The organism is Streptomyces sp. NBC_01716, from assembly GCF_036248275.1.
Taxonomy (GTDB): domain Bacteria; phylum Actinomycetota; class Actinomycetes; order Streptomycetales; family Streptomycetaceae; genus Streptomyces.
Genome location: NZ_CP109181.1, coordinates 5,557,829 through 5,576,751 on the forward strand (window position 1 = coordinate 5,557,829; position 18,923 = coordinate 5,576,751).

Annotated in this window: 14 protein-coding genes and 1 tRNA gene; 13 read left to right on the top strand and 2 right to left on the bottom strand. The window is 71.1% G+C overall.

Translation table 11 applies throughout. The features are described 5' to 3' along the window. Window positions 1-32: 32 nt before the first annotated feature. The 3 genes from OIE74_RS24465 (at window position 33) to OIE74_RS24475 (ending at window position 4,923) form a co-directional block, all read left to right on the top strand. Complete coding sequence (locus OIE74_RS24465) at window positions 33-2,576, top strand: HelD family protein (protein ID WP_443076217.1); 2,544 nt, start codon at window positions 33-35, stop codon at window positions 2,574-2,576. Between the two features lie 362 nt (window positions 2,577-2,938). Next, the gene (locus tag OIE74_RS24470) at window positions 2,939-4,372 is read left to right on the top strand and encodes an NAD-dependent malic enzyme (protein ID WP_329387104.1); all 1,434 of its coding nucleotides are present in this window, start codon (window positions 2,939-2,941) and stop codon (window positions 4,370-4,372) included. Between the two features lie 269 nt (window positions 4,373-4,641). Next, window positions 4,642-4,923 carry an HU family DNA-binding protein gene (locus OIE74_RS24475; RefSeq protein WP_003954777.1) on the top strand — a complete coding sequence of 94 codons (282 nt, stop codon included), beginning with the start codon at window positions 4,642-4,644 and terminating at the stop codon, window positions 4,921-4,923. Window positions 4,924-5,039: 116 nt separating this feature from the next. On the opposite strand, the gene murA is transcribed toward OIE74_RS24475, so the two are convergent. Next, window positions 5,040-6,380 carry a UDP-N-acetylglucosamine 1-carboxyvinyltransferase gene (gene murA, locus OIE74_RS24480; protein ID WP_189106894.1) on the bottom strand — a complete coding sequence of 447 codons (1,341 nt, stop codon included), beginning with the start codon at window positions 6,378-6,380 and terminating at the stop codon, window positions 5,040-5,042. Between the two features lie 284 nt (window positions 6,381-6,664). Here murA and OIE74_RS24485 point away from each other — a divergent pair, with 284 nt between their 5' ends. The 6 genes from OIE74_RS24485 (at window position 6,665) to OIE74_RS24510 (ending at window position 14,443) form a co-directional block, all read left to right on the top strand. Continuing rightward, window positions 6,665-7,225, top strand: a complete 561-nt coding sequence (locus OIE74_RS24485) for a YqgE/AlgH family protein (protein ID WP_189106895.1) — start codon at window positions 6,665-6,667, stop codon at window positions 7,223-7,225. 88 nt (window positions 7,226-7,313) lie between these two features. Then, a complete protein-coding gene (locus OIE74_RS24490) occupies window positions 7,314-7,616 on the top strand; it encodes a DUF3039 domain-containing protein (RefSeq protein ID WP_031231446.1) in 303 nt (100 codons plus the stop codon). Window positions 7,617-7,892: 276 nt separating this feature from the next. Continuing rightward, a complete protein-coding gene (locus OIE74_RS24495) occupies window positions 7,893-9,539 on the top strand; it encodes a beta-N-acetylhexosaminidase (protein WP_329387107.1) in 1,647 nt (548 codons plus the stop codon). A gap of 256 nt (window positions 9,540-9,795) precedes the next feature. Next, window positions 9,796-10,692, top strand: coding sequence for an FAD binding domain-containing protein (locus OIE74_RS24500; protein ID WP_329387109.1), 897 nt, complete (start codon window positions 9,796-9,798; stop codon window positions 10,690-10,692). Next, entirely contained in the window at window positions 10,689-12,137 is a 1,449-nt protein-coding gene (locus tag OIE74_RS24505; protein ID WP_443076218.1) for a (2Fe-2S)-binding protein, read from the top strand. The genes OIE74_RS24500 and OIE74_RS24505 overlap by 4 nt, the downstream gene beginning before the upstream one ends. Then, a complete protein-coding gene (locus OIE74_RS24510; protein ID WP_329387111.1) occupies window positions 12,134-14,443 on the top strand; it encodes a xanthine dehydrogenase family protein molybdopterin-binding subunit in 2,310 nt (769 codons plus the stop codon). The genes OIE74_RS24505 and OIE74_RS24510 overlap by 4 nt, the downstream gene beginning before the upstream one ends. A 36-nt stretch (window positions 14,444-14,479) precedes the next feature. Here the strand turns inward: OIE74_RS24510 and OIE74_RS24515 are convergent. Beyond that, window positions 14,480-14,551: transfer RNA gene (locus tag OIE74_RS24515), tRNA-Cys, on the bottom strand. 169 nt (window positions 14,552-14,720) lie between these two features. On the opposite strand from OIE74_RS24515, the gene OIE74_RS24520 reads away from it, so the two are divergent. The 4 genes from OIE74_RS24520 (at window position 14,721) to OIE74_RS24535 (ending at window position 18,700) form a co-directional block, all read left to right on the top strand. After that, a complete protein-coding gene (locus OIE74_RS24520; RefSeq protein ID WP_329387113.1) occupies window positions 14,721-16,184 on the top strand; it encodes an MFS transporter in 1,464 nt (487 codons plus the stop codon). Window positions 16,185-16,211: 27 nt separating this feature from the next. Beyond that, window positions 16,212-16,412, top strand: coding sequence for a ribbon-helix-helix protein, CopG family (locus OIE74_RS24525; RefSeq protein ID WP_329387115.1), 201 nt, complete (start codon window positions 16,212-16,214; stop codon window positions 16,410-16,412). Further along, a complete protein-coding gene (locus OIE74_RS24530; protein ID WP_329387117.1) occupies window positions 16,409-16,798 on the top strand; it encodes a type II toxin-antitoxin system death-on-curing family toxin in 390 nt (129 codons plus the stop codon). Before OIE74_RS24525 ends, OIE74_RS24530 begins: the two co-directional genes overlap by 4 nt. A gap of 117 nt (window positions 16,799-16,915) precedes the next feature. Further along, window positions 16,916-18,700, top strand: a complete 1,785-nt coding sequence (locus OIE74_RS24535) for a DEAD/DEAH box helicase (RefSeq protein WP_329387120.1) — start codon at window positions 16,916-16,918, stop codon at window positions 18,698-18,700. Window positions 18,701-18,923: the final 223 nt, after the last annotated feature.

Consider the following 18,923-nt stretch of genomic DNA (forward strand, 5'->3'; position numbering starts at 1 on the left):
GGCTGCCCAGTGCACGTCAGAAGGGGGCCTCGGTGGCCGCGCAGGATGCCGCTGTTGAATCCGCCGGATCGGTGGTCGATCCCGTACGGGACAAGGGAAACGACGCCATAAGCGACCCCGTTCACGCGACGGGGAAGGACCGCGCGCGCGCCGCGGGGGCCGACTCCGTACGCGACCGCGAGATCGGTGTCGAACAGGAACATCTCGACCAGGTCTACCGCCGCCTCGAAGAGAAGATCGACGAGGCGGAGTTCCTGATGAACGACGCCGCCAAGCGCGGTCAGGTCGGCACGCCCGGCGCGCTCGCCGAACGCGACGCGCAGGTGTTCCGGGCCGGGATCCATCTCAACCGGCTCAACAACGAATTCGAGGACTTCCTCTTCGGGCGGGTCGACCTGCTGCGCGGCAAGGACGGCAAGAAGGGCCCGGACGGCGCGTACACCTCCGTCGAGCCCGCCGACAACGCCGTACGCGACGACGACACCGCCGACATCGCCGAGACGCTGCACATCGGCCGTATCGGAGTCCTGGACTCCGACTACTCGCCGCTGGTCATCGACTGGCGGGCGCCCGCCGCGGCGCCGTTCTACCGCTCGACCCCGGTCGACCCCGGCCGGGTCGTACGGCGCCGGGTCATCCGCTCCAAGGGCCGCAAGGTCCTCGGCGTCGAGGACGACCTGATGCGTCCGGAGCTGACCGCGCGGCTGAACGGCGCGGTGCTCCCCGTCATCGGCGACGGCGCGCTCATGGCGGCCCTCGGCCAGGCCCGCAGCCACACCATGCGGGACATCGTCTCCTCCATCCAGGCCGAGCAGGACCTGGTGATCCGCGCGCCCGCCGCGTCCGTCACCGAGGTGTCGGGCGGTCCCGGCACCGGCAAGACCGCCGTCGCGCTGCACCGCGCCGCCTATCTGCTGTACCAGGACAGACGGCGGTACGCGGGCGGCATCCTGGTCGTCTCGCCGACGCCGCTGCTCGTCGCGTACACCGAAGGCGTGCTGCCGTCCCTGGGCGAGGAGGGGCAGGTCGCGATCCGCGCGGTCGGGTCGCTCGTGGACGGCGCGGAGGCCACCGCGTACGACGAACCCGCCGTGTCCCGCGTCAAGGGCTCGGCGCGCATGCTGAAGGTGCTGCGCAAGGCGGCGCGCGGGGCCCTGGAGGGGGACCGGACGCCCGCCGGGGGCCGCGCCGGGCGTGGTGGCCCGGCAGCCGGCCCGGGAGGCGGCCAGCTCTCCTTCGGGGGCGACGACAGCGGTGACGGCGACCCGTCCGGCGTGTCCGGGCGCGCCGTGACCCCCACCCGGCTGCGGGTGGTCGCCTTCGGCCGCCGCCTGGAGCTCGAATCCGACGAGCTGCACCGCATCAGGCAGTCCGCCCTCACCGGCACCGCCCCCGTCAACCTGCTGCGCCCGCGCGCCCGCAAACTCCTGCTCGACGCCCTGTGGGCGAAGTCCGGCGCGGCGTCACGGGCCGGGGACCATATGGCCGGCGGCGATGCCGAGCTGGCCGCCGAACTGCGCGCCGGCTTCGACGAGGACGTGTCGTCCGAGGACAGCTTCACCGAATTCCTGGACATCTGGTGGCCCGAACTCACCGCGCGCGGAGTGCTGGCCGCGATGGCCGACGAGCGCCGGCTCGGCCGCTGGGCCCGCCGCGTCCTCAACCCGGGCGAGACCAGGAGGGTCGCCCGCTCCCTGCGGCGCGCGGGCCCCGACGGCACGGGACCCCTGTCCGTGCACGACGTGGCGATCCTCGACGAGCTGGAGCAGCTGCTCGGCTCACCGCCCCGCCGGCGCAAGCGCCGCGAGCAGGACCCGCTGGACCAGCTGACCGGGCTCGAAGAGCTGATGCCGCAGCGCGAGGAGTCCCAGTGGGAGCGCGCCGAGCGGCTGGCGGCGGAGCGTACGGAGTACGCCCACGTCATCGTGGACGAGGCGCAGGACCTCACCCCGATGCAGTGGCGGATGGTCGGCCGCCGTGGCCGGCACGCCACCTGGACCGTGGTCGGCGACGCCGCCCAGTCGTCCTGGTCCGACCCGGACGAGGCCGCCGAGGCACGCGACGAGGCCCTGGGCAACCGCCCGCGCCGCCACTTCACCCTCACGGTGAACTACCGCAACCCGGCCGAGATCGCGGCCCTCGCCGCCAAGGTGCTGGCCCTCGCGATGCCCGGCATGGAGTCCCCGGCCGCCGTCCGCTCCACGGGCGTCGAGCCGCGCTTCGGCGCCGTACGCGACGGTGACCTGGCCCGCACCGTACGGGAGGAGGCCGCGCGCCTCCTGGACCGTGTCGACGGCACGATCGGCGTGGTCGTCGCGATGAGCCGCCGGGAACAGGCGGCACGCTGGCTGGCGGGGCTCGGCGACCGGGTGGTGGCGCTCGGCAGCCTGGAGGCCAAGGGGCTGGAGTACGACGCCACGGTGGTCGTATCGCCGGCCGAGATCGCCGACGAGTCCCCGGCCGGACTGCGGGTGCTGTACGTGGCCCTCACCCGCGCGACCCAACAGCTGACGGTCGTCTCGGCGGACCGCGACGACCCCGACGAGCAGGGAGTTCCCGACCTCCTCAGAGAATGACCCGCAAGTCAACTCACTTGCGGGAATCACTTTCCTGGGTGGCTTGTTACCCTGGTGGCGGCACCGACTCGATCCAAGCCCCCGGGCCCAACCTTCGTCGCTTCGAGCGACCACTTGCCGCGAGGCGAGCATGGCGGGTCGGTGCCGTCCTTTTCTTCTTAGTGTTCACGGACATTCACCGGAATACGTCTTCACAGGAGCGGGTCCGCGTCACACACTGACGCGGACCCGCTCCTGATTTCCCGGCCAGACCCCCCGTTACCGCCTACCAGCAGGTAGGTGCGACGATCGGAAAGTTCCGCCGGACCCCAGGGGCGAGGCGGTGCGGCAAGTGAAGCCAGGGAAAGCAGAGGAACACGGTCATGGCAACGGCGCCAAGCGTCTCGTACTCGATGACGGTCCGGCTGGAAGTACCCGCGAGCGGTACCGCGGTGTCCCAGCTGACCACGGCCGTGGAATCCTCCGGCGGCTCGGTGACCGGTCTGGACGTCACCGCGTCCGGCCACGAGAAGCTGCGGATCGACGTCACGATCGCCGCCAGCTCCACCAGCCACGCGGACGAGATCGTCGAGGAACTGCGGGGCATCGAGGGTGTCACCCTCGGCAAGGTCTCCGACCGTACGTTCCTGATGCACCTCGGCGGCAAGATCGAGATGCAGTCCAAGCACCCCATCCGCAACCGTGACGACCTCTCCATGATCTACACGCCGGGTGTGGCACGGGTCTGCATGGCGATCGCCGAGAACCCCGAGGACGCCCGCCGGCTCACCATCAAGCGCAACTCCGTCGCGGTCGTCACCGACGGCTCCGCGGTGCTGGGCCTCGGCAACATCGGCCCGAAGGCCGCGCTGCCCGTCATGGAGGGCAAGGCGGCCCTCTTCAAGCGGTTCGCCGGGATCGACGCCTGGCCGCTCTGCCTGGACACCCAGGACACCGATGAGATTGTCGCCATCGTCAAGGCGATCGCGCCGGGCTTCGCCGGAATCAATCTGGAGGACATCTCCGCCCCCCGCTGCTTCGAGATCGAGGCACGGCTGCGCGAGGCCCTGGACATCCCCGTCTTCCACGACGACCAGCACGGCACGGCCATCGTGGTGCTCGCCGCGCTGACCAACGCGCTGCGCGTCGTCGGCAAGGAGATCGGTGACGTACGGGTCGTCATGTCCGGCGCGGGTGCCGCCGGTACAGCGATTCTGAAACTTCTTATCGCCGCCGGTGTCAAGCACACGGTCGTCGCCGACATCCATGGGGTCGTGCACGCCGACCGCGCCGACCTGGTCTCCGCGGCGGCCGAATCGCCCCTGCGCTGGATCGCCGACAACACCAACCCGGAGGGTGTCACCGGCACTCTCAAGGAGGCCGTGGTCGACGCCGACGTCTTCATCGGCGTGTCCGCCCCGAACGTCCTGAACGGCGAGGACGTCGCGGCCATGGCGGACGGCGCGATCGTCTTCGCACTGGCCAACCCCGACCCCGAGGTCGACCCGGCAATCGCCCGTGAGACAGCGGCAGTTGTGGCCACCGGCCGCTCCGACTTCCCCAACCAGATCAACAACGTCCTGGTCTTCCCCGGTGTCTTCCGGGGCCTCCTGGACGCGCAGTCACGCACCGTCAACACGGAGATGATGCTCGCCGCCGCGGCGGCCCTCGCGGACGTCGTCACGGGTGACGAACTCAACCCCAACTACATCGTTCCCTCGGTCTTCAACGACAAGGTCGCGGGCGCTGTCGCGGGCGCCGTACGCAGTGCCGCCAAGGCCGCCGGCGCGGTTGTGACAGGCGCCACGTCCGTCTGACGCCCGGCGCGTCGCGATTCGCGGCACCGTGAAGCCACCTCTAGGGTGACGGACCATGAGCCCGCTGCTCCAAGGGGGTTTCAGGGCCGGATTGGCTTTCCCGCCGCTGGTGGGGGCAGGATGCTTTCTCAAGGACTATGTCCAGGGGATACCCCACTGGGGCGCGAAGACCTGAAAAACAGACCCGCTCGACGGGACTGTCAGAGGGTCCTGGCAGCATCGGCTTCGATCTCACGCCTCACACGCAAGAAGAACACGGGAGTAACAACATGAACCGCAGTGAGCTGGTGGCCGCCCTGGCCGACCGCGCCGAGGTGACTCGTAAGGATGCCGACGCCGTGCTGGCCGCCCTCGCCGAGACGGTCGGCGAGATCGTCGCCAAGGGCGACGAGAAGGTCACCATCCCCGGCTTCCTGACCTTCGAGCGCACCCACCGGGCCGCTCGCACCGCTCGTAACCCGCAGACCGGCGACCCGATCCAGATCCCGGCCGGTTACAGCGTCAAGGTCTCCGCGGGCTCCAAGCTCAAGGAAGCCGCCAAGGGCAAGTAACCCTCAGTCAGAGCACAAGGGCGGTCACCCCGGTCGGGGTGACCGCCCTTCGCGTTCGAGAACGAGGTGCCGGCGGACAAGGTGCCGGACGGACGAGATGCCGTGCGGACGAGGCGTCAGACGACGGAGCCGCCCGGGAGTTCGACCTTCGCGCCCAGCTCGACCAGCTTCTCCATGAAGTTCTCGTAGCCGCGGTTGATCAGGTCGATGCCGTGCACCCGTGAGGTGCCCTGCGCCGCCAGCGCCGCGATCAGATACGAGAAACCGCCCCGCAGGTCGGGGATGACCAGGTCGGCGCCCTGGAGCTTCGTGGGGCCCGACACGACCGCGGAGTGCAGGAAGTTGCGCTGGCCGAAGCGGCAGTCCGAGCCGCCCAGGCACTCCCGGTACAACTGGATGTGCGCGCCCATCTGGTTGAGCGCGGAGGTGAAGCCGAGCCGCGACTCGTACACCGTCTCGTGGACGATGGACAGGCCCGCCGCCTGCGTCAGCGCCACCACCAGCGGCTGCTGCCAGTCGGTCTGGAAACCGGGGTGTACGTCGGTCTCCAGGGCGATCGCGTTGAGCGGGCCGCCCGGGTGCCAGAAGCGGATGCCCTTGTCGTCGATCTCGAAGGCCCCGCCGACCTTGCGGAAGGTGTTCAGGAAGGTCATCATCGACCGCTGCTGCGCGCCGCGTACGTAGATGTTGCCCTCGGTCGCCAGCGCGGCCGACGCCCACGACGCGGCCTCCAGCCGGTCCGGCAGCGCGCGGTGGTTGTAGCCGCCGAGCTTGTCGACACCGGTGATCCGGATCGTCCGGTCGGTGTCCATCGAGATGATCGCGCCCATCTTCTGGAGCACGCAGATCAGGTCCTCGATCTCCGGCTCCACCGCGGCGTTCGACAACTCGGTGACGCCCTCGGCCAGAACGGCCGTCAGCAGCACCTGCTCCGTCGAACCGACCGAGGGGTACGGCAGCCGGATCTTCGTCCCGCGCAGCCGCTGCGGGGCCTCCAGATACTGCCCGTCCGCGCGCTTCTCGATCGTCGCGCCGAACTGGCGCAGCACCTCGAAGTGGAAGTCGATGGGCCGGCCGCCGATGTCGCAGCCGCCGAGACCCGGGATGAAGGCGTGGCCGAGGCGGTGCAGCAGCGGGCCGCAGAACAGGATCGGGATGCGGGAGGAACCCGCGTGGGCGTCGATGTCCGCGACGTTGGCGCTCTCGACGTGCGACGGGTCGAGGATCAGCTCACCCGGCTCCTCACCGGGGCGCACCGTTACGCCGTGCAGCTGGAGCAGTCCCCTGACGACCCGTACGTCACGGATGTCGGGCACATTGCGCAGTCTGCTCGGCCCGCTGCCGAGAAGGGCGGCGACCATGGCCTTCGGCACCAGGTTCTTCGCGCCTCGGACACGGATCTCACCCTCCAGCGGGGTTCCGCCGTGGACGAGCATTACATCAGCTGTGCCGGTCATGAATCTCGCGTTCCGGTGTCGTCGGACAGGGGCCAAAGCAAAAGAGTAAGGGGCTCGCACCCCTGTTCCGCAGGGCATCGCACGTCCTGGAGCCGTAGAGAAGACGGCAGAACACTTTCCGTCCGCCAACCCTTGCCGAGAGTCACCTTTCTCTCCGTTTCCACGCCGGTCCGCCGCGCGGCGGTTCCCCTGCGCTCCCCGTGCCGCCGTGCGCCTGAGCTGCGATCACGCGCACTCTGCCGCGCGGCCCCCGCGAAGGGCGAATGTGCGGGATCATGTCTCGCATGACCGAGGTGTCCTCGCTCACAGGCCGGCTGCTCGTCGCGACTCCGGCCCTGGCGGATCCGAATTTCGACCGCGCGGTGGTGCTCCTGCTCGACCATGACGAGGAGGGGTCGCTCGGCGTGGTCCTCAACCGGCCCACGCCTGTGGACGTGGGGGACATCCTGGAGTCCTGGGGCGGGCTGGCCGGCGACCCCGGTGTTGTCTTCCAGGGCGGACCGGTCTCCCTCGACTCGGCGCTCGGCCTCGCGGTCATCCCCGGCGACGAAGGGCCCCTCGGCTGGCGGCGGGTGCACGGCGCGATCGGCCTGGTCGATCTTGAGACGCCGCCCGAACTGCTCGCGCGGGCCCTCGGCTCCCTGCGGATCTTCGCCGGGTACGCGGGCTGGGGGCCGGGCCAGCTGGAGGACGAGCTGAGCGAAGGCGCCTGGTACGTGGTCGAGTCGGAGCCCGGCGACGTGTCCTCGCCGCGACCGGAGAGCCTGTGGCGCGCGGTGCTGCGCAGACAGCGCAGCGAACTGGCCATGGTGGCCACCTATCCCGACGACCCCTCGCTCAACTGACGCGCCGCGCGCGGCCGACAAGATCCACAGGACACCCCCCGGGCCCGAAGCCTTCAGGATGCCGCCGGCGTGGGTACCCTTGGCGGTTATGAGCACTCTTGAGCCCGAGCGCGGCGCAGGTACGGGCACCCTCGTGGAGCCGACACCGAAGGTGTCGCACGGCGACGGCGACCACGAGCGCTTCGCCCACTACGTCCAGAAGGACAAGATCATGGCGAGTGCCCTCGATGGCACTCCCGTGGTGGCACTGTGCGGAAAGGTCTGGGTGCCGGGGCGCGACCCCAAGAAGTACCCGGTCTGTCCGATGTGCAAGGAGATCTACGAGTCCATGGGCCCCGGCGGGGACAAGGACAAGGGCGGTAAGGACAAGAGCGGCAAGGGCAAGAGCTAGAGCCTTCCGTTCTTCATGGAGCACCGGACGGCTCCGGGGCGTGCACTTGCGCGCCCCGGAGCCGTTCGCGTCGGCGGGCGCGTGAGCGGGTAGGTCTGAGGGGCGCGACGGACAGGGCGCACAGACGTGCCCGCTCACGCTCACTTGTGCCTGATCACCGAATGGTTGAGACCACTTGTCCGTTCCTCAGGGGCGGGCCTAGTGTCCACGTGCACGCTCCAACGACCCAATTGACTCCGGCATATGCCAGCCGAACGAGGACTGAGGACTGACGTGATGGACCTGATCCCGGCGCCTGTCAATGTCGAAGGCCCGCAGAGCGGTGGCTTCGTCCCCGACTCGGCCACCACCCTCTGGGCGGCGCCCGGGACCGAGACCACCGAGCGCTGGCTGCGCGCCACCGTCGGGGCGGCGCTGGGGCTGCCGCTGGCCCCCGGCCCCGCGGGCGGCAGCAACGCCGTCTCGCTGCGCATCGACGAGTCCCTGGCCCCCGAGGCGTACCGGCTGGACATCACCGCCGAGTGGGGCGCCGAGATACACGGCGGCAGCGCGGCCGGCGTCTTCTGGGGCGCCCAGACGCTCCGTCAGCTCCTGGGCCCCAAGGCCTTCCGCCGCGCGCCCCTGTCGCCCGGCGTACGGCAGGAGATCCCCCGTCAGGTCATCGAGGACCAGCCCCGCTTCGGCTGGCGCGGCGTCATGCTCGACGTGGCACGCCACTTCATGCCCAAGGACGGTGTCCTGCGCCTCCTGGACCTGATGGCCGCGCACAAACTCAACGTCTTCCACTTCCATCTCACCGACGACCAGGGCTGGCGCGTCCAGATCAAGCGCCACCCGAGGCTGACCGAGGTCGGCGCGTGGCGGTCCCGGACCAAGTACGGCCACCGGTTCTCGGACCTGTGGGACGAGAAGCCGCACGGCGGTTTCTACACCCAGGACGACATCCGCGAGATCGTCGCGTACGCCGCCGAGCGGCACATCTCCGTCGTCCCCGAGATCGACATCCCCGGCCACTCGCAGGCCGCCATCGCCGCGTACCCGGAGCTGGGCAACACCGACGTCGTCGACACCTCGGCGCTGGAGGTCTGGGACACCTGGGGCATCAACCCGAACGTGCTCGCCCCCAGCGACAACACCCTGCGCTTCTTCGAGGGCGTCTTCGAGGAGCTGCTGGAGCTCTTCCCCGCCGCCACCTCGCCGTTCATCCACATCGGCGGCGACGAGTGCCGCAAGGACCAGTGGAAAGAGTCGCCCGCCGCCCAGGAGCGGATCCGTGAACTGGGCCTGGCCGACGAGGACGAGCTCCAGTCCTGGTTCATCCGGCACTTCGACGGCTGGCTCTCCGCGCGCGGCCGGCGCCTGATCGGCTGGGACGAGATCCTGGAGGGCGGGCTGGCGCCCGGCGCCGCCGTCTCCTCCTGGCGCGGTTACGGCGGCGGGATCGCGGCGGCCAAGGCCGGCCACGACGTGGTCATGTGCCCAGAGCAGCATGTGTACTTGGACCACCGTCAGGCGGCCGGCAAGGACGAGCCGATGCCCATCGGATACGTCCGCACACTTGAGGACGTCTACCGCTTCGAGCCCGTACCGGCGGAGCTCACCGGCGCCGACGCGGCCCATGTCATCGGCACCCAGGCCAATGTGTGGACCGAGGTGATGCAGGACCGCTCCCGCGTCGACTACCAGCTCTTCCCCCGCCTCTGCGCCTTCGCCGAGGTCGCCTGGTCCCCCCTGCCCGCGTCCGAGGACCGCGATTTCAAGGACTTCGAACGGCGAATGACCGTGCACTACAAGCGCCTTGACGCGCTCGGGGTCGATTACCGGCCGCCCGGGGGCCCGTTGCCCTGGCACAAGCGCCCGGGACCGAACGGGGACTCGACCGTTCTCGGACGTCCGATCGAGGGGGCGCCCCCGAACGTGTGACCCCTTTCCGGCCGGGCTCCCCGGGCTCCGCGTGCGAATAAGTCGTACATGGAGCGTCGAATGCTGGCATTCCGTATGTGCCGGTGAACAGGCGTGAAAACGGACCTTCCCCTCGTTCGGGGGCGGATGCGTCCTTCATGGACCCTCGGACCGGTAGGCCCGGAAGATGTGCCAGAGTTGCTTCGTCCGGCCTGTGAGCACGTACGGTACGGCCAACACAGACGGACGGCCGGGACACCGGGAAGGGGCAGCTGGGTTGACCACGCACGCACCGCAGACGGCGCAGTCCGTGACGCTGCCGGCCTCGCTCGACGAGGCCGTGGCGGCGCTGAGCGCCATGCCTGCCGCCGTGCCCGTCGCGGGTGGAACCGATCTGATGGCCGCTGTGAACAAGGGCCTGCTCAGACCGGCGGGCCTGGTCGGCCTCGGCCGGATCAGCGAACTGCGCGGCTGGCACTACCAGGACGGACACGCCCTGCTGGGCGCCGGACTCACCCACGCGCGGATGGGACGGCCCGACTTCGCCGCGCTCATCCCCGCGCTGGCCGCGTCCTCGCGCGCCGCCGGGCCGCCCCAGATCCGTAACGCCGGCACGCTCGGCGGGAACATCGCCACCGCCGCGCCCACCGGCGACTCGCTGCCCGTGCTGGCCGCCCTGGAGGCGGACCTCGTCGTCGCGGGCCCCGGCGGCGCACGCCGCGAGATCCCCGTCGCGCATCTGCTGGCCGGCCGCGAGATGCTGGCGCCCGCCGAACTCATCGGTTTCGTACGGGTCCCGCTGCTGCACGCCCCGCAGGTCTACCTCAAGGCGACCGGCCGCACCGGCCCCGGCCGCGCCACCGCGTCCGTCGCCGTCGTGCTCGACCCGGCGCGCCGGGGCGTGCGCTGCGCGGTCGGCGCCATCGCGCCGATGCCGCTGCGCCCGCTGGAGGCCGAGCGCTGGATCGCCTCGCTGATCGACTGGGACGCGGACCGCGGGCTGGCGCCCGAGGCGCTGACCGCCTTCGGCGAGTACGTCGCGGCGGCCTGCATCCCCGACCCGGCTCCGGCGGCGGACGGGAGCGAACCGCCCGCCCTGCCGCCGGCCGTACTGCATCTGAGGCGTACCGTCGCCACTCTGGCTCGACGAGCACTGGGGAGGGCGCTGCCGTGACCACCGACGAGAACGAGAACTCCGGGACTCCGGAGGGGCGTCGACAGGACCCTTCGCACGGGCACCCGCAGGGGCGCGGCGCGTGGCAGCCGATCGCACAGACCGGCGAGTACGACGCCGAGGCGACCGCCTTCGTCCAACTGCCGCCCACACATACGGCCGGGGCGGACGCGCCGCTCGCGGCCCCCGGGCACGGGTACGTCCCTCCGACGATCGACCAGCGGCAGCCGGACGGGGCCGCCGGGCAGTGGGCGGCGCAGACGCCGCAGGCGCAGCCCGATCCGTACGGCTACGGGCAGGGGCAGGGGCACCCGCAGGCGTACGGCGCCGGCCAGGCCGCCGGGCCGGGCGCGCCGCACGATCCGCAGGCAACCGGGCAGTGGTCCTACGCCGGCGCGGACGCCGCCGACTCCCGTGCGGAGCAGGCACCGCAGGCTCCTTCACAGCCCAACGGCCAGTGGGTGATCCCGGTCATCGGTGAGGAACTTCCCGATGAATCGGGCGAGTTCACCACGTCGATGCCCACCACATCGCAGTGGCCGGGCGGCGCGCCGCCGGCCACACTCCCGGGCGGCGCGCGCGCTCCGTGGGCCCCCGAACCGGAACCGGTTCCGGAGCCCGCGGCGGAACAGCCGCCCGAGCCGCCCGCGGACGAGCCGGGGCTGCCGCACCCGGAGACGGACGGCGAGTCCGAGCCCGCCGAGCCGCTCGCCGGCGCCGAGGCGGAAGCCGTAACGGAAGCCCTGGCGGAAGCCGTGACGGAGCCGGAAGCGGAACTCGCGCCCGAGCCTGCCGCCGACCCCGAACAGGCCCCCGAGCCCGAACCCGAGCCCGCCCCCCTCACCAGCAGCAACGACAGCGCCGAGCACCCCGCCAACTCCTACGTCCTGCGCGTCAACGGCGGCGACCGCCCCGTCACCGACGCCTGGATCGGCGAGTCCCTGCTCTACGTCCTGCGTGAGCGCCTCGGCCTCGCCGGCGCCAAGGACGGCTGCTCGCAGGGCGAGTGCGGCGCCTGCAACGTCCAGGTCGACGGCCGGCTCGTCGCCTCCTGCCTCGTCCCCGCCGCCACGGCGGCCGGCTCCGAGGTCCGTACGGTCGAGGGTCTGGCCTCCGACGGCGAACCGTCCGACGTCCAGCGCGCGCTGGCCAACTGCGGGGCCGTGCAGTGCGGTTTCTGCATCCCCGGCATGGCCATGACCGTCCACGACCTCCTCGAAGGCAACCACGACCCCAGCGAGCTGGAGACCCGCCAGGCGCTGTGCGGCAACCTCTGCCGCTGCTCCGGGTACCGGGGCGTGCTCGACGCCGTCGCCGAGGTCGTCGCCGAGCGCGCGGCGAGCGCCGATGCCGCCGACGAAGCCCGCATTCCGCACCAGGCACCACCGGGCGCCGGCGGCGCCCACCCCGCACCTCTCGACGCGCACGACGGAGGCATGGCGTGAGCAACGACGCGGCCACCGAGACCAAGACGCTCGACGGCCCCCAGCAGGAGCCGCCCGCGCTGGGTCTCGGCGCTTCTCTCCCACCGGCCGACGCCCGCGCCAAGACCGAGGGCACGTTCCCGTACGCCGCCGACCTCTGGGCCGAGGGCCTGCTCTGGGCGGCGCTGCTGCGCTCACCGCACCCCCACGCGCGCATCCTGTCGATCGACACGTCCGCCGCCGCCGAAATGCCCGGCGTACGGGCCGTGGTGACCCATCTCGACGTGCTCGGCGACACCTCCTACGGACGGCTCGTCGCCGACCGACCCGTCTTCGCCTCCGACGTCGTACGCCACCACGGCGAGGCCATCGCCGCCGTCGCGGCCGACCACCCAGACGCCGCCCGGCTGGCCGCCGCCGCCATCGCCGTCGAGTACGAGGTCCTCGCCCCGGTCACCGACCCGGAGAAGGCCTTCGAGGCCGAGCCGCTGCACCCCGACGGCAATCTCATCCGCCATATCCCGCTGCGCTACGGCGACCCCGACCTCATGGGCGAGGTGGTCGTCGAGGGCCTGTACCGCATCGGCCGCCAGGACCCGGCCCCCATCGGCGCCGAGGCCGGGCTCGCCGTGCCGCGCCCCGACGGCGGCGTGGAGATCTACACGGGTTCCACCGACCCGCACACCGACCGCGATCTGGCCGCCGCCTGCTTCGGCCTCGAACCCGACCAGGTGAAGGTCGTCGTCACCGGCGTTCCCGGCGCCACCGGCGACCGCGAGGACCCCGGCTTCCAGATCCCGCTCGGCCTGCTCGCGCTGCGGACCGGCTGCCCCGTGAAGCTGGCCGCGACCCGCGAGGAGTCCTTCCTCGGCCACGCCCACCGGCACCCGACGCTGCTGCGCTACCGCCACCACGCCGACAGCGAGGGCCGGCTCGTCAAGGTCGAGGCGCAGATCCTGCTCGACGCGGGCGCGTACGCGGACGCCTCGTCCGAATCCCTCGCGGCGGCCGTGGCGTTCGCCTGCGGGCCGTACATCGTCCCGCACGCCTTCATCGAAGGCTGGGCCGTACGCACCAACAACCCGCCCTCCGGCCATGTCAGGGGCGAGGGCGCGATGCAGGTCTGCGCCGCGTACGAGGGCCAGATGGACAAGCTGGCCACCAAGCTCGGCATCGACCCGGCCGAACTGCGCCTGCGCAACGCGCTGGCGACCGGCGACATCCTGCCCACCGGGCAGACCGTGACCTGCCCGGCGCCCGTCGCCGAACTGCTGCGCGCCGTACGCGACTTCCCCCTCCCCACGCTTCCCAAGGACGTCCCCGAGTCGTCCTGGCTGCTGCCGGGCGGGCCGGAGGGCGCGGGCGAGCCCGGCGCCGTACGCCGCGGTGTCGGCTACGCGCTCGGCATGGTCCACATGCTGGGGGCCGAGGGCGCCGACGAGGTCTCCACCGCGACGGTCAAGGTCCACGACGGTGTCGCCACGGTCATCTGCGCGGCCGTCGAGACCGGCCAGGGCTTTTCCACGCTCGCCCGCCAGATCGTTCAGGAGACGCTCGGCATCGAGGAGGTGCACGTCGCCTCGGTCGACACCGACCAGCCCCCGGCGGGTCCCGCCACGCACGGCCGGCACACCTGGGTCTCGGGCGGCGCGGTCGAGCGGGCGGCGAAGATGGTCCGTACGCAGCTGCTCCAGCCGCTGGCGCACCAGTTCGGGATGTCGACGGAGCTGCTCCAGATCACCGACGGCAAGATCACCTCTTACGACGGGGTGCTGTCGACCACCGTCACCGAGGCGATGGACGGCAAGGAGCTGTGGGCCACGGCCCAGTGCCGCCCGCACCCCACGGAGCCGCTGGACGAGGCGGGTCAGGGCGACGCGTTCGTGGGGCTCGCCTTCTGCGCGATCCGCGCGGTCGTGGACGTCGACATCGAGCTGGGGTCCATCCGCGTCGTGGAGATGGCGGTCGCGCAGGACGTCGGCCGGGTCCTCAACCCGGCGCAGCTCGCGACCCGTATCGAGGCGGGCGTCACGCAGGGCATCGGTACGGCCCTGACGGAGAACCTCCGTACGACCCGGGGTCTGGTACGCCGCCCCGACCTCACCGGCTACGCGCTGCCGACGGCCCTGGACACGGCGGACATCCGCATCGTCAAACTGGTCGAAGAACGCGACGTGGTGGCCCCGTTCGGGGCGAAGCCCGCGAGCGCGGTGCCGGTCGTGACGTCCCCGGCGGCGGTCGCGGCTGCGGTGCGGGCGGCGACGGGGCGGCCGGTCAACAGGCTGCCGATCAGGCCGCAGTCGGCGGTGGTGACGGCGAGCGCGTGAGCGCGCGAGCTCGGGAGTGCGAAGGACTTCTTTAAGAGGCCGTGGCGGGAATCGAACCCACGTAACTCGATTTGCAGTCGAGCCCCTGAACCACTCGGGCACACGGCCGTGCGTACCGGTGCCCCGACCGTAAGCGGGCCGGCGCACGCCCCTCAAGGGAACGGCGCGTCCCGCAACACGACTGCCATACGGCGTTCATGGGCGTACGACGAAGGGACGAGAGCGGCCGGGACCAGCGACAGGTTCCAACCGGTGCCATGCCCCTTACCCTGAGCCCATGACCGCCCTGGACCCGAGCGACGCCGACGTCGCCGCCGAAGCCGCCCCACCTGCCCCTTCCGCCCCCGTCGACACCGGTCAGGACGGCATCCTCGGCAGGACACACCGGGCGCTCAGCGTCGGCATCGTCTGTGTCGTCCTGCTGATCGCCTTCGAGGCGACGGCGGTCGGTACGGCGATGCCGGTCGCCGCACGTGAGTTGCGGGGCGTCTCGCTGTACGCGTTCGCCTTCTCCGCGTACTTCACGACCAGCCTCTTCGCGATGGTGCTCTCCGGGCAGTGGGCGGACCGCAGCGGCCCGCTCCGGCCGCTGGTCACCGGGATCAGCGCCTTCGCGGCCGGACTGCTGCTCTCCGGCACGGCCGGCACCATGTGGCTGTTCATCGTGGGCCGGGCGGTCCAGGGGCTCGGTGGCGGGCTGGTGATCGTCGCGCTGTACGTGGTGGTCAGCCGCGCCTATCCGGAGCGGCTGCGGCCCGCGATCATGGCGGCTTTCGCGGCGAGTTGGGTGATCCCCTCGGTGGTCGGACCGCTCGCCTCCGGCACGGTCACCGAACAGCTCGGCTGGCGCTGGGTGTTCATCGGCATCCCGGTGCTGGTGGTGCTGCCGCTGGCGACGGCGCTGCCCGCGATACGGCAGATGGCGAGCGGGCCCGCCGACCCCTCGGGCCCCGTACCGGCCTTCGACCGGCCCCGGATCCGGCTGGCGCTGGCGATCTCGCTCGGCGCGGGGCTGCTCCAGTACGCGGGCCAGGACCTGACCTGGTGGTCGCTGCTCCCCGGCGCGGCCGGCGCCGCCCTCATCGTGCCCGCGGTCCTCGGCCTGCTGCCGCGCGGCACCTACCGCGCGGCCCGCGGCATGCCGTCGGTCGTCCTGCTGCGCGGCGTCGCGGCGGGCTCCTTCATCGCGGCGGAGAGCTTCGTGCCCCTGATGCTCGTCACCCAGCGGGGCCTGTCCCCGACGCTGGCGGGTCTCTCGCTGGCCGTCGGCGGCGCGACGTGGGCGCTCGGCTCGTACATCCAGTCCCGCCCCCGTATGGAGCCGCACCGCGAACGGCTGCTGATGGGCGGCATGGTGCTGGTCGCCACGGCCATAGCCGCCGCGCCCAGCGTCCTGATCGACTCGGTCCCGGTCTGGATCGTGGGCGCCGCGTGGGCGGTGGGCTGTCTCGGCATGGGCGCGGTGATCGCGTCCACGAGCGTGCTGCTGCTGAAGCTCTCACCTCCTGAGGAGGCGGGCACGAACTCCGCCGCGCTCCAGATCTCCGACGGCCTCTCGAACGTCCTGCTGCTCTCGGCGGGCGGCGCGGCGTTCGCGGCCCTGGGCGGCGGCGCGGTGGGCACCCACGACCTCACCACGACGGACGCCTCGCACCCGGCGGCTTTCGCGGCGGTCTTCCTCCCGATGGCGGCGGTGGCGCTGGCGGGGGTGTGGGTGGCGGGGAGGGTGCGGGTGCGGTGAGCGGTACTAATTTGGTACCGTTCTGGTATGGCTACCAACCTGCGTCTTCGTGACGACCAGACCGAGGCACTGAAGCAGCGTGCAGAGCAGGAGGGCACCAGCATGCACGCCATACTGCTCCGTGCCGTGGACGACTATCTGGCCAGGACCGCGCATGAGGCCATGGTCAAGAAGACGGCCATGGAGCAGGCGGCCAAGTGGAGCGAGCTCATGGAGCGGCTCAAGTGACCTGCGTGTATCTGTCCGCCGAGGACGTCCTTGCCATCGCGGGACACGCGTGCCCCGATATGCAGGTGGTGGTCCGCGACGTCGGGCTCCTGGAATCCGCGACCCACCGTCCGTCCGCATCCATGTTCGGCGAGGAGGCGTATCCCGACCTGCTGGGCAAAGCGGCCTCTCTCCTCCAGTCGCTGGCCATCAATCCCCCGCTGATCGATGGCAACAAGCGCACGGCCTGGCTGTCGTGCGTCACGTTCCTGGCGCTGAACGGGGTTCAGTTGCGCCCGGACATCGACGCGGCTGAACGCCTGGTCATTGATGTGGCGACGGGCTCGATGGACGAGGTGAAGGTCATTTCGGAGGCCCTTGGGGAACTACTGGCACCCCGGATGTGACCCGGGTCGCACCTGTTCCACGACGGCTTGTTCGTAGGAGGATCGGGCTGGGCCGCCGGTAGGGTGGCCCGGTTGTCGTATCTGAGCCCGCACCCGAGCGTCCGCGAAGCGGAGACCGTGACTACTACCGCCTCCCACCATCTCTCACCCGCCTTCCCCGGCCGTGCCCCCTGGGGCACCGCCAACAAGCTGCGCGCCTGGCAGGAGAAGGCGCTGGAGCGTTATCTCCAGGAGCAGCCGCGTGACTTCCTCGCCGTCGCGACTCCCGGCGCCGGGAAGACCACCTTCGCGCTGACCCTCGCGTCCTGGCTGCTGCACCACCACGTCGTGCAGCAGATCACCGTCGTCGCGCCGACCGAGCATCTGAAGAAGCAGTGGGCGGACGCCGCCGCGCGGATAGGGATCAAGCTCGACCCGGACTACAGCGCGGGGGCGCTGAGCAAGGAGTACCACGGCGTCGCCGTGACGTACGCGGGCGTCGGCGTACGCCCCATGCTCCACCGCAACCGCTGCGAGCAGCGCAAGACCCTCGTGATCCTCGACGAGATCCACCACGCCGGTGACTCCAAGTCCTGGGGCGAGGCCTGCCTTGAGGCCTTCGAGCCCGCCGCCAGGCGCCTCGCGCTGACCGGTACGCCCTTCAGGTCGGACACCAACCCGATCCCGTTCGTCGCGTACGAGGAGGGTGACGACGGCATCCGCCGCTCCTCCGCCGACTACACGTACGGCTACGGCAACGCGCTCGGCGACGGCGTCGTGCGCCCCGTCATCTTCCTCAGCTACAGCGGCAACATGCGCTGGCGCACCAAGGCCGGTGACGAGGTCGCCGCCAAGCTCGGCGAGCCCATGACCAAGGACGCGACCTCGCAGGCCTGGCGCACCGCGCTCGATCCGCGCGGCGACTGGATGCCCAACGTGCTGCGCGCCGCCGACCAGCGCCTCACCGAGGTACGCAAGTCCATCCCGGACGCCGGCGCGCTGGTCATCGCCACCGACCAGGACTCGGCCCGCGCGTACGCCAAGCTCATCCGCGAGATCACGGGGACGAAGGCGACCGTCGTGCTCTCCGACGAGGCCGCCGCCTCGCAGCGTATCGACGACTTCAGCGCGGGCGACGAGCGCTGGATGGTCGCCGTCCGCATGGTGTCGGAGGGCGTCGACGTACCGCGCCTCGCCGTCGGCGTGTACGCCACCACCATTTCCACCCCCCTGTTCTTCGCCCAGGCCGTCGGCCGTTTCGTCCGCTCCCGGCGCCGCGGCGAGACCGCGTCCGTCTTCCTGCCCACCATCCCCGGCCTCCTCGGCTTCGCCAACGAGATGGAGATCGAGCGCGACCACGTCCTCGACAAGCCCAAGAAGCAGGGCGATGACGACCCGTACGCCGAGTCCGAGAAGGAGATGGCGGAGGCCGAGCGCGAACTCGACGAGGACACCGGCGAACAGGACATGCTGCCCTTCGAGGCGCTGGAGTCCGACGCGGTCTTCGACCGGGTGCTGTACGACGGCGCCGAGTTCGGTATGCAGGCGCACCCCGGCAGCGAGGAGGAGCAGGACTACCTCGGTATCCCCGGCCTCCTCGAACCCGACCAGGTCCAGATGCTGCTCCAGAAGCGGCAGGCCCGGCAGATCGCGCACAGCCGCAAGAAGCCCGACGCCGAGGCGGATCTGCTGGAGCTGCCGGCCGACCGGCGCCCGGTGGTCTCCCACAAGGAGCTGCTCGAACTGCGCAAGCAGCTCAACACGATGGTCGGCGCGTACGTCCACCAGAGCGGGAAGCCGCACGGGGTGATCCACACGGAGCTGCGCCGCGTCTGCGGCGGACCGCCCAGCGCGGAGGCGACCGGGGGCCAGCTCCGTGAGCGGATCAGAAAAGTCCAGGAGTGGGCGACCCGAATGCGCTGATTTTCTGAGCGCCCAGAAATTATTTTCCGCCTCTTCAGACGTCGCTCCGGCGTCCGGAGGGGCGTTTCTACGCGCGTCCATTCCTGGGAAATCGTGCGATTGGTCAGAGCGATTCCCTTTTCGGTGCCTGTTCCAACCCGAACAGGGACCAACTGACCTCCCATGACCGGATTCTGGACGAGGTCTTCCGCTGAGCGGTACGGATCGCTAATGTCCGGTCATT